Below are 15,495 nucleotides of genomic sequence, written 5' to 3'. Positions count from 1 at the left end.
TCACCGTGCACCGGGCCGCCGCGGCCTCGCTCACCCAGCTCACCCTCAACGCCGAGCGCGCCCCGCTGACCGACCCGCTGGTGCGCCGGGCCCTCACCCGGGCCGTCGACCGGCAGCGGATCGCCGCCGCCGCGCTCACCCCGCTCGGCCTGCCCGCCGCACCGCTGGGCAGCCACCTGCTCGCCGGCGACCAGGAGGGCTACCGGGACAACAGCGGCGCGGTCGACCAGGCGGACCCGGGCCTGCTGCTGGACGAGGCGGGCTGGATGCGGCCCACCGGCGGGGGCGTCCGGAGCAGGGGCGGCAAGCCGCTCTCCCTCTCGCTGCTGCTCCCGGCCGGTTCGGCGACCGCCAAGCGCACCGCCGACGCGCTCACCGCCGGCCTCGGGGACGCCGGGATCGCGGTGCGGCAGGTGCCCGTGCCCGCCGAGTCCTTCGTCGGGGAGCACCTGGCGGCCGGGGACTACGACCTCGCGCTCTTCTCCCGGCCGGTCGGCCCCAGCCCGGCGAGCGAACAGCGCCCCGCCTACGCCAAGCCCCGGCCGGACCCCGACGGAGTGCCGGACCCGGGCGGCAACTTCGGCCGCGGCGGCACCGAGGAGATCGACCGGCTGTTCGACCGGGCGGCCGCCGAACCGGACCCGGCGGCCCGGCTCGACCTGCTCCAGGAGGCGGACGTACGGATCTGGCAGCTCGGGCACTCGGTGCCGCTCTACCAGCGGCCGGAGCTGGTCGGGGTCCGGACCGGGGTGGTCGGCGCGGGCGCGTACGGCTTCGGGTGGCCGCGCTTCCAGGACGTGGGCTGGGGCGGGTAGGGCTTCCCGGGCGGGGCGGCGCACGGCGTCGGCGGACGCCGCCCGGAGACCGCTCCGGGGGCGTCCGCCCGGTGCGTCGGCCGGGCCGTCGGAGCACGAACGGAAGGGAGCCGGAGCCCGGTCGCCGGGTGGCCGCCGTGTGATCCGCCTGTGATCTTGATCCCCTGCGACCTGCTCGTTTCTGCTCACCTGGGCGCTTCCCCGTACGATAGGAGGAAGCCGAGGCATGTCGATATGCCCGGCGGGTGGACCGGTAGTAGCAGGCGGAACGGGTGGCAGCGGCCGAAAGGGCCGCAAGTGCGCGTCTCGCGGCCGGGCGCCGTAACCCACGATTCCGGGAGAATCCGCTAGGCATGCCCACGCGCAACGACATCCGTAACGTCGCCATCGTCGCCCACGTCGACCACGGCAAGACCACGCTGGTCGACGCCATGCTCAAGCAGGCCGGCGCCTTCGCAGCCCACCAGCAGCTCGATGACCGGATGATGGACTCCAACGACCTGGAGCGCGAGAAGGGCATCACCATTCTCGCGAAGAACACCGCGGTCAAGTACCACCCCAAGGATGGTGGCGCGCCGATCACCATCAACATCATCGACACCCCGGGCCACGCCGACTTCGGTGGCGAGGTCGAGCGCGGTCTGTCGATGGTGGACGCGGTCGTCCTCCTGGTCGACGCCTCCGAAGGCCCGCTGCCGCAGACCCGGTTCGTGCTCCGCAAGGCGCTCACCGCCCGCCTGCCCGTCATCCTCTGCATCAACAAGACCGACCGTCCGGACTCCCGGATCGACGAGGTCATCAACGAGACCTACGACCTGTTCCTGGACCTGGACGCGGACGAGGACCAGATCGAGTTCCCGATCGTCTACGCCTGCGCCCGTGACGGCGTCGCCTCGCTGACCAAGCCGGAGAACGGCACCGTCCCGGCCGACAGCACCAGCCTGGAGCCCTTCTTCTCCACCCTGCTGGAGCACGTCCCGGCCCCCAGCTACGACGAGGACGCCCCGCTCCAGGCCCACGTCACCAACCTGGACGCCGACAACTTCCTCGGCCGCATCGCGCTGCTCCGCGTCGAGCAGGGCGAGCTGCGCAAGGGCCAGACCGTGGCCTGGATCAAGCGTGACGGCTCGATCCAGAACGTCCGCATCTCCGAGCTGCTGATGACCGAGGCGCTCACCCGCAAGCCGGCCGAGGTGGCCGGCCCCGGTGACATCTGCGCCGTCGCCGGCATCGGCGAGATCATGATCGGCGAGACCCTGGCCGACCCGGAGAACCCGATCGCGCTGCCGCTGATCACGGTGGACGAGCCGGCCATCTCGATGACCATCGGCACCAACACCTCGCCGCTGGTCGGCCGTGGCGGCAGCGGCAAGGGCGCGGACGCCAAGGCCGGCGTCAAGGTGGACCGCAAGGTCACCGCCCGCCAGGTGAAGGACCGCCTGGACCGCGAGCTGATCGGCAACGTCTCGCTGCGCGTGCTCGACACCGAGCGTCCGGACGCCTGGGAGGTGCAGGGCCGCGGTGAGCTGGCGCTGGCCATCCTGATCGAGACCATGCGCCGCGAGGGCTTCGAGCTGACCGTCGGCAAGCCGCAGGTGGTCACCAAGCAGGTCAACGGCAAGACCCACGAGCCCGTCGAGCGCCTCACGGTGGACGTGCCCGAGGAGCACATGGGTGCCGTCACCCAGCTCATGGGCATCCGCAAGGGCCGGATGGACAACATGTCCAACCACGGCTCGGGCTGGGTCCGGATGGAGTTCGTCGTGCCGTCCCGCGGCCTGATCGGCTTCCGTACCGAGTTCCTCACCAACACCCGCGGCACCGGCATCGCGCACTCGATCCACGAGGGCCACGAGCCGTGGTTCGGCAACCTGACCACCCGCAACAACGGTTCGCTGGTCGCCGACCGGGCCGGTGTGGTCACCGCCTTCGCGATGACCAACCTGCAGGAGCGCGGCGTGCTCTTCTGCGAGCCGGGCACCGAGGTGTACGAGGGCATGATCGTCGGTGAGAACTCGCGTGCCGACGACATGGACGTGAACATCACCAAGGAGAAGAAGCTCACCAACATGCGCTCGGCGAACGCCGACGTGGCCGAGTCGATCGTCCCGCCGCGCAAGCTCTCGCTGGAGCAGTCGCTGGAGTTCTGCCGCGAGGACGAGTGCATCGAGGTGACCCCGGAGACGGTTCGCATCCGTAAGGTCGTCCTCGACCAGAAGGACCGCGGTCGCACCGCCTCGCGCGCCAAGAAGGCGTGATCCGGACGCACTGAACGGCCATTGGCCGGAATGATTCGCCCCCCTTTCCCATGGAGAGGGGGGCGAACTTTTTCAACTACTCCAAGTTGTCGGGGCCGCTATTCACGGAATAGCGCTCATCACACCCAGGTGTCCGCTGAGCGGACGTGACAGTTCGTCATCCGTGACGACTGTCCGTTTGGTGCCTGTCTGGCTATGTCTCAAATGTCCGGTTTTCGAAACTTACCGACTGTTCATGTGACCTAATTGAGATCGTCACTGGTCACTTTCGTGTCCGTGCGTGACGGATAGTGGGTGCAGTCAGGCTCGGGTCAAGGGTGAACGCGCAGGGGTGCGCGCCGAAACCACGAGCGCGGACGGCACAGCGGGTCCGGTGGGAACCGTTCCGCAGTGCCCTCCTCGTTGCAACGTCGAATTCAGGAGGCACACCGATGCGCGGTGCGAGCCAGGCCAAGTGGGTTGTCGCAGCTGTTGCTGTCGCCCTCGCTGCGACTGCGTGCAGCAGCAGCGACTCCTCCGGGGGCAGCTCCGACAGCGCTGCGGTCGACCCGGGCGCCAGCTTCAGCTACCAGAGCGCGGAGCCGCAGCGCCCGCTCCAGCCGGCCAACGCCATGGAGAACCAGGGCGGCCGTATCGTCAAGCAGCTCTTCAAGGGCCTCGTCGACTACGACCCCGCGACCGGTGCGCTGCGCAACCAGGTGGCCGACAAGATCGAGACCACCGACGCCAAGAACTACACCGTCACGCTGAAGTCCGGTTGGACCTTCCACGACGGCACCCCGGTCACCGCCAAGTCCTTCGTGAGCTCCTGGAACTGGTCGGCCAACCCGAAGAACAACCAGATCAACTCGGACTGGTTCTCCGACATCGTCGGCTACGACGCGGTCCACCCGGACAAGGACAAGGGTGACCCGACGGCCACCGAGATGTCCGGTCTGAAGGTCGTCGACGACACCCACTTCACGATCGAACTGTCCACCCCGGTCTCGTACTTCACGTACAAGCTCGGCTACTCGGCCTTCTTCCCGCTGCCCGAGGGCTTCTTCACCGACCCGGCCGGCTACGGCCAGAAGCCGGTCGGCAACGGCCCCTACAAGTTCGTCTCGTGGGAGCACAACAAGGCCATCACGCTGGCCGCCTACGACAAGTACACGGGCATCGACAAGCCGAAGAACGGCGGCGTCGTCTTCCGGAACTACACCGCCGGTGAGGCCGCGTACAAGGACCTGATGTCCGACACCCTGGACGTCCTGGACCAGGTCGACTCGACCGACCTGCCGAAGTACAAGGACGACCTGGGCAAGCGCGCGGTCGACCAGCCGCAGGGCGCCATCCAGAACATCTCCTTCGCGCTGTACCAGGGCGACTGGAACGCCCCGGGCAAGGAGAAGGTCCGTCAGGGCCTCTCGATGGCGATCGACCGCGACACCATCACCAAGACCGTGCTGAACGGCAACCGCATCCCCGCCGACTCGTTCGTGGCGCCCGGCGTCATGGGCTACAAGGCCGGCACCTGCGGCGACGCCTGCAAGTTCAACCCGGAGAAGGCCAAGCAGCTCATCGCCGAGGGCGGCGGCGTTCCCGGCGGCAAGATCACCATCCTGTACAACTCCGACGGCAGCCACAAGGAGTGGGTGGACGCGGTCTGCAACTCGATCCGCCAGTCGGTCGGCGTCGAGTGCCTCGGTGACCCGAAGCCGGACTTCAAGACCTCGCGTGACCTGGTCACCAGCAAGCAGGTCCAGAGCATGATGCGTACCGGCTGGGTGCAGGACTACCCGCTGAACGCCAACTTCCTGCGCGACGTCTACGGCACCGGTGCCGCGGCCAACGACGGCAGCTACTCCAGCCCCGAGTTCGACAAGCTGTCGAAGGAGGCGGACGCCGCCACCACGGTCGAGAAGACCGCGGAGTACTACCAGCAGGCCGAGGCCGTTCTGGCCAAGGACATGCCGGCCATCCCGCTCTGGTACTACAAGACCAGCTCCGGCTACTCCAAGAACGTCCAGAACGTGAAGTTCAACTCCTTCGGCGACCCGGTCTACACCGACGTCGAGGTCAAGAAGAAGAAGTAATCGGTCGGCACCGCCTGACCCGGTGACAACGGCCGGTGCCCGTCCATCCCCACAAGGGCGAGGACTGGCACCGGCCGTTGGCACGCCGACTTATCTCTTGCCGGGTTGACGGGCCCGGCAGAGTCATACATGGAGGCACGATGGGGCGCTTTGTCGCAAGGCGACTGCTCCAGATGATCCCGGTGTTCCTCGGAACGACCGCACTCATCTTTTTCATGGTGCACTTGCTGCCCGGTGACCCGCTGGCAGCGCTGTGGGGCGACAAGGCGCCGGACCCGGTGCAGCTCGCCGCGCTGAGGCACCAGCAAGGCTTCGACAAGCCGCTGGTCCAGCAGTACCTCGACTACATGGGGAAGCTGTTCACCGGTGACTTCGGCACCGGCCTGGACGGACGCCCGGTGCTCGACAAGATCACCGAGGCGCTGCCGGTCACGGTCCAGCTGGCGCTGTTCGCGTTCGCCATCGAGATCGTGCTCGGCATCGGGATCGGCCTGTACGCCGGTCTGCGCCGCGGCAAGCTCTTCGACAAGGGCGCCCTGGTCATGACCCTGCTGCTGATCTCGATCCCGGTCCCGGTGCTGGGCTTCATCGTTCAGACGGTCTTCGGGCAGAACCTGAAGTGGGTCACCCCGACCGTCCAGGACAGCAACGACATCACCCAGATGGTGCTGCCGGCCGTCGTGCTCGGCTCGCTCTCGCTGGCCTACGTCGCGCGCCTCACCCGCACCTCCATCGCCGAGAACATCAAGGCCGACTACGTCCGCACCGCGGTGGCCAAGGGCCTGCCGCGGCGCAAGGTGATCGGCACCCACCTGCTGCGCAACTCGATGATCCCGGTGGTCACCTTCCTCGGTACCGACCTCGGCGCCCTGATGGGCGGCGCCATCGTCACCGAGGGCATCTTCAACGTCCAGGGTGTGGGCCACGCGCTCTACCAAGCGATCAACATGAAGGAGGGCTCGACGGTCTCCGGCTTCGTGGCCTTCCTCGTGATCGTCTACCTGGCCGCCGGCCTGATCGTCGACCTGCTTTACGCGGTCCTGGACCCGAGGATCCGTTATGCCTGACCTGACCGAGAAGAAGACCGCCGGGAAGATCCCGGCCCAGGGCGGCGCCGCCACCGCGGCCGCCAAGCCCGAGAAGCCCCGCAGCCTCGGCTCCGACGCCTGGCACGACCTGCGGCGCAAGCCGATCTTCGTGATCTCCGCGCTGCTGATCCTGCTGCTGATCGTCATCGCGATCGCGCCCGGTCTGTTCACCTCGGTGGACCCGCGGGCCGGCGACCTGCGCAACCACTACCTGACGAAGCCGAACTACGGCCACCTCTTCCAGGCGGACTGGTTCGGCTACGACCTCCAGGGCCGCAGCATCTACGCCCGCGTCGTCCACGGCGCCCGCGCCTCGATCATCGTCGGCATCTGCGTCACCGCCGGTGTGACCGTCATCGGCGGCCTCACCGGCATGCTGGCCGGCTACTTCGGCGGCTGGGTCGACACGATCATCTCCCGGATCACCGACATCTTCTTCGGCATCCCGCTGCTGCTCGGCTCGCTGGTGGTCCTGAACGCCTTCACCTCGCGCACCGTCTGGAGCGTGGTCTTCGCGCTGGTCGCCCTGGGCTGGACCCAGATGACCCGTGTCATGCGCGGTTCGGTGATCACGGTCAAGCAGGCCGACTTCGTGACGGCCGCCAAGGCGCTCGGCGCCGGCACCTGGCGGATCATGTTCAAGCACATCCTGCCGAACGCGGTCGCCCCGGTGATCGTCGTCGCCACCATCGCGCTCGGCGGCTACATCGCCGCCGAGGCGACGCTGAGCTTCCTCGGCATCGGTCTGCAGGACCCGACCATCTCCTGGGGCATCGACATCTCCTCCGCCCAGAAGGTGATCCGGACGGCGCCGTTCGCGCTGTTCTTCCCCGCCGGAATGCTGAGCCTCACCGTTCTGGCGTTCATCATGCTCGGCGACGCGGTGCGCGACGCCCTCGACCCGAAGCTCCGTTGAGAGAAGAGGTGACGACCCCGATGACCACCGTGATCGAGAACGACCAGAAGAACGACCGTCTCGAAGTTGGCACTCCTCTTCTCGAGGTGAAGGACCTCCACGTGGAGTTCCACACCCGGGACGGTGTCGCCAAGGCCGTGAACGGCGTCAACTACTCCGTCGCGGCCGGCGAGACGCTCGCCGTGCTCGGCGAGTCCGGCTCCGGCAAGTCCGTGACGGCGCAGACCATCATGGGCATCCTGGACATGCCCCCGGGCAAGGTGACCCAGGGCGAGATCCTGTACCGCGGCCAGGACATGCTCACGATGAGCAACGAGGAGCGGCGGCGGATCCGCGGCCAGAAGATCGCGATGATCTTCCAGGACGCGCTGTCCGCGCTGAACCCGGTGCTCTCCGTCGGCTACCAGCTCGGCGAGATGTTCCGCGTGCACCAGGGCGCCTCCCGCAAGGAGGCGAAGGAGAAGGCCATCGAGCTGATGGACCGGGTGCGCATCCCCGCCGCCCGGCAGCGGGTGAACGACTACCCGCACCAGTTCTCCGGCGGCATGCGCCAGCGCATCATGATCGCGATGGCGCTGTCGCTCCAGCCCGACCTGATCATCGCGGACGAGCCCACCACCGCCCTGGACGTGACCGTCCAGGCCCAGGTGATGGACCTGCTGGCCGAGCTGCAGGCCGAGTACAACATGGGCCTGATCCTGATCACCCACGACCTCGGCGTGGTCGCCGACGTCGCGGACAAGATCGCCGTGATGTACGCGGGCCGGATCGTGGAGACCGCCCCGGTGCACGAGCTGTACGCGAACCCCGCGCACCCGTACACCAAGGGCCTGCTCCGCTCCATCCCGCGCCTGGACCAGAAGGGCCAGGAGCTGTACGCGATCAAGGGCCTGCCCCCGAACCTGCTGAAGGTTCCGACCGGCTGCGCGTTCAACCCCCGCTGCGACGTCGCCACCGACCTGTGCCGCACCGAGATCCCGGCGCTGCACCACGTCACGGACAAGGACGGCAAGGAGCTCACCGGCCGCCGCAGCGCGTGCCACCTCTGGAAGGAGACCCTCCATGGCTGAGAACATCCTGGAGGTCAAGGACCTGGTCAAGCACTACCCGCTGAGCCAGGGCATCCTCTTCAAGAAGCAGGTCGGCGCGGTCAAGGCGGTCGACGGCATCTCCTTCGAGCTGAAGAAGGGCGAGACGCTCGGGATCGTCGGCGAGTCCGGCTGTGGCAAGTCCACGCTGGCCAAGGTGCTGATGAACCTGGAGCGGGCCACCTCCGGCCAGGTGCTGTTCAAGGGCGAGGACATCTCCACGCTGCAGGGCGCCGCCCTGAAGGCCGTCCGCCGGAACATCCAGATGGTGTTCCAGGACCCGTACACCTCGCTCAACCCGCGCATGACGGTCGGCGACATCATCGGCGAGCCGTTCGAGATCCACCCCGAGGTGGCGCCCAAGGGGGACCGCCGCAAGGCCGTCCAGGACCTGCTGGACGTCGTGGGTCTGAACCCGGAGTACATCAACCGGTACCCGCACCAGTTCTCCGGCGGCCAGCGCCAGCGCATCGGCATCGCCCGCGGCCTCGCGCTCAAGCCCGAGATCATCATCTGCGACGAGCCGGTCTCCGCGCTGGACGTGTCCGTCCAGGCGCAGGTGATCAACCTGCTGGAGCAGCTGCAGGGCGAGTTCGGCCTCTCCTACATGTTCATCGCGCACGACCTCTCCATCGTCCGGCACATCTCCGACCGCGTCGGCGTGATGTACCTGGGCAAGATGGTCGAGATCGGCTCGGACGAGGAGATCTACGAGAACGCCACCCACCCGTACACCCAGGCGCTGCTCTCCGCGGTGCCGGTGCCGGACCCGACGGCGCGCGAGTCCCGCGAGCGGATCATCCTCACCGGGGACATCCCCTCGCCGGCCAACCCGCCGTCCGGCTGCCGCTTCCGCACCCGCTGCTGGAAGGCGGAGGAGCGGTGCTCCGAGGAGGTCCCGCTGCTCGCGGTCCCCTCGCTGCTGGAGGGCGCGGCCGCCCACGAGTCGGCCTGCCACTTCCCCGAGGTCAGGGAGCAGGCCGCGGCCTGATCCCCCCGGTAGTCGCAGGAAGGGCCCGTGGCGTTCGCGCCGCGGGCCCTTTCCGCATTCTGTCGATCCGGCGCCGCGTCGTCCGGCGCCGCGTCAACTCGGCAGGGGGTCACCGCACCCGTCCGGGTGCACCTGACGCGCGCCGTCGCCGGGGCGCGCTTCTCATGGGGTGTGATGCGAAACACACCCTGAGGAGGGACCTCCATGCCCGTAGCCGCCCGTGCTCGTTGGGTCCTCGCCGTTGCGACCTCCGTGGCCCTGGTGGCCACCGGCTGCAGCAGCAGTAGCGGCGGAGGGGGCAGCGGTTCGTCGGACGCCGGCAAGTCCTTCAGCTACCAGAGCAACGAGCCGCAGAACCCGTTGCAGCCGGCCAACGCGAACGAGGTCGGCGGCGGTCGCATCATCCAGAACCTCTTCAAGGGGCTGGTCGACTACGACCCGAGCAACGCCAAGATCCGGATGCAGGTCGCCGACAAGATCGACACCAGTGACTCGCAGACCTTCGACATCACGCTGAAGGACGGCTGGAAGTTCCACGACGGCACCCCGGTGCACGCCCAGAACTTCGTCGACGCCTGGAACTGGGGCGCCAGCCCGGCTAACAACCAGATCAACAGCTCCTGGTTCTCCGACATCGAGGGCTACCAGGACGTCCACCCGACCTCCGGCCAGCCCACCGCGGACAAGATGTCCGGGCTGACCGTCACCGACGAGCTGCACTTCACCGTCAAGCTGAGCCACAAGGTCTCGTACTTCGAGTACAAGCTCGGCTACATCGCCTTCTCCCCGCTGCCCGAGGGCTTCTTCAAGGACCCGGCCGGGTACGGGCAGAAGCCGGTGGGCAACGGCCCGTACCAGTTCGTCAGCTGGTCGCACAACAACAACGTGGTGACCAAGTCCTTCCCGGACTACCAGGGCGTGGACAAGCCGAAGAACGGCGGCATCGTCTTCAAGATGTACACCACGTCCGAGGCCGCCTACGCGGACCTCCAGTCCAACAACCTGGACGTGATGGACCAGGTGCCGCCGTCCGCGCTGGCCACGTACAAGAGCGACCTCGGGGACCGGGCGGTGGACGCTCCGCAGGGCGCCATCCAGAACATCGGCTTCACGCTCTACCAGGCCGACTGGGCGTCGCCGGACAAGGCGAAGGTGCGCCAGGGCCTGTCGATGGCGATCGACCGCGCCACCATCACCAAGACGGTGCTCCAGGGCTCCCGCAAGCCCGCCACCGCCTGGGTGGCCGAGGGCGTCGAGGGCTACAAGGACGGCGCCTGCGGCGAGTTCTGCACGTTCGACGCGGCCAAGGCCAAGCAGCTGATCCAGGAGGGCGGCGGCGTCCCCGGCAACAAGCTGCTGATCACCTACAACGCGGACGGCGGCCACAAGGAGTGGGTCGACGCGGTCTGCAACTCGATCCGGCAGAACACCGGGGTCGACTGCCTGGGCGACCCGAAGCCCGACTTCAAGACCGCGCGGGCCGCGATCACCGGGCACACCCTCAACGGCGCCTTCCGCACCGGCTGGGTGCAGGACTACCCGCTGAACGCCAACTTCCTGGCCGACGTCTACCGCACCGGTGCCGCGTCCAACGACTTCGGCTACAGCAACCCGCAGTTCGACGACGCGGCCACCAGGGCCGACGAGGCCGCCAGCGTCGCCGACACGGTGACCGGCTACCAGCAGGCCGAGGCCGTGCTGCCGAGCGGGATGCCCGCCATCCCGCTCTGGTACTACCGCACCAACTCGGGCTACTCGACCAAGGTGCAGAACGTGAAGTTCGACTCCTTCGGCAACCCGGCCTGGACCCAGGTCGAGGTCAAGGGCTGAGCCCCGAGCCCTCGCGCCGGCCCCGCCCTCCCCGCACGGAGGGCGGGGCGCGGTCTCTCGGCCGACCGGTCCGGTCGGCCGGGCACCCAGTCGGACACCTAGGAAGGAGGCTCGGATGGGCAGTTACGTGCTGCGTCGGGTGCTGCAGATGATCCCGGTGTTCTTCGGCACCACGCTGCTGATCTTCCTGATGGTCTACACGCTGCCCGGCGACCCGGTGGCGGCGCTGTTCGGGGAGAAGGCCGCCGACCCGGCCGTGGTCGCCAGCATCAAGCACACGTACTACCTGGACCAGCCGCTCTGGAAGCAGTACCTGCACTACATGGGGAACCTCTTCCAGGGGGACTTCGGCACCAGCTTCACCGGCCGTCCGGTCACCGACATCATGGCGGACGCCTTCCCGGTCACCATCCGGCTCGCCCTGATGGCCTTCGTCTTCGAGATGATCGCGGGCCTGGCCCTCGGCCTGGTCTCCGGCCTGCGGCGCGGCAGCGTCGCGGACACCCTGGTGCTGGTCTTCACCCTGGTGGTGATCTCGATCCCGGTCTTCGTGCTGGCCTACATCGCCCAGACGGTGTTCGCCACCAACCTGGGCTGGGTCACCCCGACGGTGCAGGACAGCTACGACCTGACCCAACTGGTGCTGCCGGCCGTCGTCCTGGGCTCGCTCTCGCTCGCGTACGTGGCCCGGCTCACCCGGACGTCGATCGGCGAGAACCTGCGGGCCGACTACATGCGCACCGCGGTCGCCAAGGGTTTGCCCCGGCGCACCATCATCTCCCGCCACCTGCTGCGAAACTCGCTGATCCCGGTGATCACCTTCCTCGGCACCGACCTCGGCGCGCTGATGGGCGGGGCGATCGTCACCGAGGGCGTCTTCAACGTGCAGGGCATCGGCAACGTCCTGTACCGGGCGGTCAACCAGAAGGAGGGCCCCACCGTGGTCGGCATCGTGACCGTCCTGGTGATCATCTACCTGGTCGCCAGCCTGCTCGTCGACCTGCTCTACGCGGTCCTGGACCCGAGGATCCGCTATGCCTGACATCCACGACGAGGACTCGTACGAGCCGCACCCCAAGCCCGGGGTCTCGCGCCTCGACTACGCGGGCGAGCAGGGCATGGCGGTCGAGCAGGAGACGTTAGTCGAACCGGACGTGGTGAAGCGGGAGGAGGCCCGCAGCCTGTGGGCCGACGCCTGGCGGGACCTGCGCCGGCGGCCGATCTTCCTGATCTCGGCGGTGCTGATCGTGCTGCTGGTGGTGATGGCGGTCTTCCCCTGGGCGTTCACCTCCGCGGACCCGCGCAAGGCCGACCTGGTGAACGACTACCTCAGGCGGCCGAACTGGGGCGACGTCTTCGGGGCCGGCTGGTTCGGGTACGACGCCCAGGGCCGGTCCATCTACGCCCGGGTGGTGTACGGCGCCCGCGCCTCGATCACCGTCGGCATCTTCGTGACCGCCGCCGTCACCCTGCTCGGCGGGCTGACCGGGATGGTGGCCGGCTTCTTCGGCGGCTGGGTCGACGCGCTGCTCTCCCGGATCACCGACATCTTCTTCGGCATCCCGCTGCTGCTCGGCTCGCTGGTGGTCCTGAACGCCTTCACCTCGCGCACCGTCTGGAGCGTGGTCTTCGCGCTGGTCGCCCTGGGCTGGACCCAGATGACCCGTGTCATGCGCGGTTCGGTGATCACGGTCAAGCAGGCCGACTTCGTGACGGCCGCCAAGGCGCTCGGCGCCGGCACCTGGCGGATCATGTTCAAGCACATCCTGCCGAACGCGGTCGCCCCGGTGATCGTCGTCGCCACCATCGCGCTCGGCGGCTACATCGCCGCCGAGGCGACGCTGAGCTTCCTCGGCATCGGTCTGCAGGACCCGACCATCTCCTGGGGCATCGACATCTCCTCCGCCCAGAAGGTGATCCGGACGGCGCCGTACGTGCTGTTCTTCCCGGCCGCGGCGCTCTCGATCACCGTGCTGGCCTTCATCATGCTGGGCGACGCGGTGCGCGACGCCCTCGATCCGAAGCTTCGCTGAGCGAGGGGAGCGCATCGTGAGTACAGCGGTGGACACCGCCGGGCACGAGCGGAAGGCGCCGTACCAGGGGCCGCTGCTCGACGTCCGGGACCTGCACGTCGAGTTCGCCACCCGGGACGGGGTCGCCAAGGCGGTGAACGGGGTGAGCTACTCCGTCGCGGCGGGGGAGACGCTGGCGGTGCTGGGGGAGTCCGGCTCGGGCAAGTCGGTGACGGCGCAGGCGGTCATGGGCATCCTGGACATGCCGCCGGCCCGGATCCCGCGCGGCGAGATCCTCTACCGGGGCCAGGACATGCTCAGGATGGGCAACGAGGAGCGGCGGCGGATCCGCGGCCAGAAGATCGCGATGATCTTCCAGGACGCGCTGTCCGCGCTGAATCCGGTGCTCAGCGTGGGCTACCAGCTCGGCGAGATGTTCCGGGCGCACCGGGGGGTTTCCCGCAAGGAGGCGCGGGACAAGGCCGTCGAGCTGATGGACCGGGTGCGCATCCCGGCCGCCAAGGAGCGGGTGAACGACTATCCGCACCAGTTCTCCGGCGGTATGCGCCAGCGGATCATGATCGCGATGGCGCTGGCGCTGGAGCCGGACCTGATCATCGCGGACGAGCCGACCACGGCGCTGGACGTGACGGTGCAGGCACAGGTGATGGACCTGCTGGCCGACTTGCAGGCCGAGTACAACATGGGGCTGATCCTGATCACCCACGACCTCGGCGTGGTCGCCGACGTCGCGGACAAGATCGCGGTGATGTACGCGGGCCGGATCGTGGAGACCGCCCCGGTGCACGAGCTGTACGCCCGGCCCGCGCACCCGTACACCCGGGGCCTGCTGGACTCGATCCCCCGGCTCGACCAGAAGGGCCAGGAGCTCTACGCGATCAAGGGCCTGCCGCCCAACCTGCTGCGCATCCCCCCGGGCTGCGCCTTCAACCCGCGCTGCCCGCGCGCCCAGGACGTCTGCCGGGCCGAGGTGCCGGAGCTGTACCCGGTCGCCGAGGAGGACGGGACGCCGTTGGAGGGGCGCGGCAGCGCCTGCTTCTTCTGGAAGGAGACCCTCCATGGCCGTTAACGGGTCCAGCGCACTGGGCGCGGTGGTGCCGGAGGAGGTCGCCCTCGCGCGGGAGGTGCCGCGCGGCGAGCCGATCCTCGAAGTCCGGGACCTGGTCAAGCACTTTCCGCTCACCAAGGGCATCATCCTCCGGCGGCAGGTCGGGGCGGTGAAGGCGGTCGACGGGGTCACCTTCGACCTGATGCACGGTGAGACGCTCGGGATCGTCGGCGAGTCCGGCTGCGGGAAGTCCACGCTGGCCAAGGTGCTGATGAACCTGGAGCCGGCCACCTCGGGATCGGTCCGCTACAAGGGGGAGGAGATCTCCCGGCTCTCCGGGGCGGGACTGAAGGCCGTCCGGCGGAACATCCAGATGGTGTTCCAGGACCCGTACACCTCGCTCAACCCGCGCATGACGGTCGGCGACATCATCGGCGAACCGTTCGAGATCCACCCCGAGGTGGCGCCCAAGGGGGACCGCCGCAAGGCCGTCCAGGACCTGCTGGACGTGGTCGGGCTCAACCCCGAGTACATCAACCGCTACCCGCACCAGTTCTCCGGCGGGCAGCGCCAACGCATCGGCATCGCCCGGGGGTTGGCGCTCAAGCCGGAGGTCATCATCTGCGACGAGCCGGTCTCCGCGCTGGACGTCTCGGTGCAGGCGCAGGTGATCAACCTGCTGGAGCAGCTGCAGGGCGACTTCAACCTGTCGTACATGTTCATCGCGCACGACCTCTCCATCGTCCGGCACATCTCCGACCGGGTCGGGGTGATGTACCTGGGGAAGATGGTCGAGATCGGCAGCGACGCGGAGATCTACGACCACGCGACCCACCCGTACACCCAGGCGCTGCTCTCGGCGGTGCCGGTGCCGGACCCGACGGCGCGCGAGACGCGGGACCGGATCGTGCTCACCGGCGACGTGCCCTCGCCGGCCAACCCGCCGTCCGGCTGCCGCTTCCGCACCCGCTGCTGGAAGGCGCAGCAGCGGTGCGAGGTCGAGGAGCCGCTGCTGGTCGCGCCGTCCTGGCTGGGCGACGCGGCGCGGCACGCCGAGTCGTGCCACTTCGCCGCGGAGCGGGGCGTCGAGCGGGAGTCCGGCTGACACCGCCCCCTACCAGGGCGCGTCCTCGCAGGTGGGGGCGCGCCCTTTCCCGTGACGGAAAAGAGATCTGCCGCAGGCTCGCCAAGTACCCTCCCTTCCCTGATAGTTGCTCTGCGCCCAGCGGTGGGTGCCGCGGTGCTGAGGAGGGCGGCTCTGATGGACGCGGTGGAGGTGATCGGCGGTGGCCGGGGGAGCGTGGAGCCCGGGACGCCGCTGCTGGAGGTCGACGACCTGCACGTGGAGTTCCA

The 15,495-nt window shown here is 68.6% G+C and carries 12 protein-coding genes; all 12 read left to right on the top strand.

From position 1 onward, the window contains the following. Nucleotides 1–815, top strand: an 815-nt coding sequence (locus AE652_RS23980) for an ABC transporter substrate-binding protein (RefSeq protein ID WP_234348512.1), incomplete at its 5' end; no start/stop codon positions are given. A gap of 353 nt (nucleotides 816–1,168) precedes the next feature. Beyond that, nucleotides 1,169–3,073, top strand: a complete 1,905-nt coding sequence (gene typA, locus AE652_RS23975; protein WP_049654883.1) for a translational GTPase TypA — start codon at nucleotides 1,169–1,171, stop codon at nucleotides 3,071–3,073. Between the two features lie 431 nt (nucleotides 3,074–3,504). Next, nucleotides 3,505–5,148, top strand: a complete 1,644-nt coding sequence (locus AE652_RS23970; RefSeq protein WP_049654880.1) for an ABC transporter substrate-binding protein — start codon at nucleotides 3,505–3,507, stop codon at nucleotides 5,146–5,148. A 140-nt stretch (nucleotides 5,149–5,288) separates the two neighbouring features. Continuing rightward, the gene (locus tag AE652_RS23965; protein ID WP_049654878.1) at nucleotides 5,289–6,215 is read left to right on the top strand and encodes an ABC transporter permease; all 927 of its coding nucleotides are present in this window, start codon (nucleotides 5,289–5,291) and stop codon (nucleotides 6,213–6,215) included. Beyond that, nucleotides 6,208–7,152: an ABC transporter permease gene (locus AE652_RS23960; protein WP_082345928.1), complete on the top strand. Its 945-nt coding sequence runs from the start codon at nucleotides 6,208–6,210 to the stop codon at nucleotides 7,150–7,152. Before AE652_RS23965 ends, AE652_RS23960 begins: the two co-directional genes overlap by 8 nt. A 20-nt stretch (nucleotides 7,153–7,172) precedes the next feature. After that, complete coding sequence (locus AE652_RS23955; RefSeq protein ID WP_049654875.1) at nucleotides 7,173–8,222, top strand: ABC transporter ATP-binding protein; 1,050 nt, start codon at nucleotides 7,173–7,175, stop codon at nucleotides 8,220–8,222. Further along, nucleotides 8,215–9,231 (top strand): ABC transporter ATP-binding protein, encoded by a 1,017-nt coding sequence (locus AE652_RS23950; RefSeq protein WP_049654872.1) that lies wholly within the window; start codon nucleotides 8,215–8,217, stop codon nucleotides 9,229–9,231. Before AE652_RS23955 ends, AE652_RS23950 begins: the two co-directional genes overlap by 8 nt. A 204-nt stretch (nucleotides 9,232–9,435) precedes the next feature. Further along, nucleotides 9,436–11,061 (top strand): ABC transporter substrate-binding protein, encoded by a 1,626-nt coding sequence (locus tag AE652_RS23945; RefSeq protein WP_049654867.1) that lies wholly within the window; start codon nucleotides 9,436–9,438, stop codon nucleotides 11,059–11,061. Nucleotides 11,062–11,176: 115 nt separating this feature from the next. Continuing rightward, nucleotides 11,177–12,103 (top strand): ABC transporter permease, encoded by a 927-nt coding sequence (locus AE652_RS23940; protein WP_049654864.1) that lies wholly within the window; start codon nucleotides 11,177–11,179, stop codon nucleotides 12,101–12,103. Between the two features lie 76 nt (nucleotides 12,104–12,179). Next, the gene (locus tag AE652_RS23935) at nucleotides 12,180–13,094 is read left to right on the top strand and encodes an ABC transporter permease (RefSeq protein ID WP_049654888.1); all 915 of its coding nucleotides are present in this window, start codon (nucleotides 12,180–12,182) and stop codon (nucleotides 13,092–13,094) included. Between the two features lie 16 nt (nucleotides 13,095–13,110). After that, a complete protein-coding gene (locus AE652_RS23930; RefSeq protein WP_049654861.1) occupies nucleotides 13,111–14,163 on the top strand; it encodes an ABC transporter ATP-binding protein in 1,053 nt (350 codons plus the stop codon). Next, complete coding sequence (locus AE652_RS23925; protein WP_049654858.1) at nucleotides 14,153–15,247, top strand: ABC transporter ATP-binding protein; 1,095 nt, start codon at nucleotides 14,153–14,155, stop codon at nucleotides 15,245–15,247. The genes AE652_RS23930 and AE652_RS23925 overlap by 11 nt, the downstream gene beginning before the upstream one ends. The last annotated feature ends 248 nt before the right edge of the window (nucleotides 15,248–15,495 follow it).

The organism is Kitasatospora sp. MY 5-36, from assembly GCF_001182915.1.
Lineage (GTDB): Bacteria > Actinomycetota > Actinomycetes > Streptomycetales > Streptomycetaceae > Kitasatospora.
Note: the sequence above shows the minus strand (reverse complement) of the source record. Positions and strands in the feature narration are given on the sequence as shown.

Coding starts and splice junctions, on each gene's coding strand:
- typA (WP_049654883.1), top strand. CDS start 1,169: ATGCCCACGCGCAACGACATCCGTAACGTCGCCATCGTCGCCCACGTC.
- AE652_RS23970 (WP_049654880.1), top strand. CDS start 3,505: ATGCGCGGTGCGAGCCAGGCCAAGTGGGTTGTCGCAGCTGTTGCTGTC.
- AE652_RS23965 (WP_049654878.1), top strand. CDS start 5,289: ATGGGGCGCTTTGTCGCAAGGCGACTGCTCCAGATGATCCCGGTGTTC.
- AE652_RS23960 (WP_082345928.1), top strand. CDS start 6,208: ATGCCTGACCTGACCGAGAAGAAGACCGCCGGGAAGATCCCGGCCCAG.
- AE652_RS23955 (WP_049654875.1), top strand. CDS start 7,173: ATGACCACCGTGATCGAGAACGACCAGAAGAACGACCGTCTCGAAGTT.
- AE652_RS23950 (WP_049654872.1), top strand. CDS start 8,215: ATGGCTGAGAACATCCTGGAGGTCAAGGACCTGGTCAAGCACTACCCG.
- AE652_RS23945 (WP_049654867.1), top strand. CDS start 9,436: ATGCCCGTAGCCGCCCGTGCTCGTTGGGTCCTCGCCGTTGCGACCTCC.
- AE652_RS23940 (WP_049654864.1), top strand. CDS start 11,177: ATGGGCAGTTACGTGCTGCGTCGGGTGCTGCAGATGATCCCGGTGTTC.
- AE652_RS23935 (WP_049654888.1), top strand. CDS start 12,180: ATGGCGGTCGAGCAGGAGACGTTAGTCGAACCGGACGTGGTGAAGCGG.
- AE652_RS23925 (WP_049654858.1), top strand. CDS start 14,153: ATGGCCGTTAACGGGTCCAGCGCACTGGGCGCGGTGGTGCCGGAGGAG.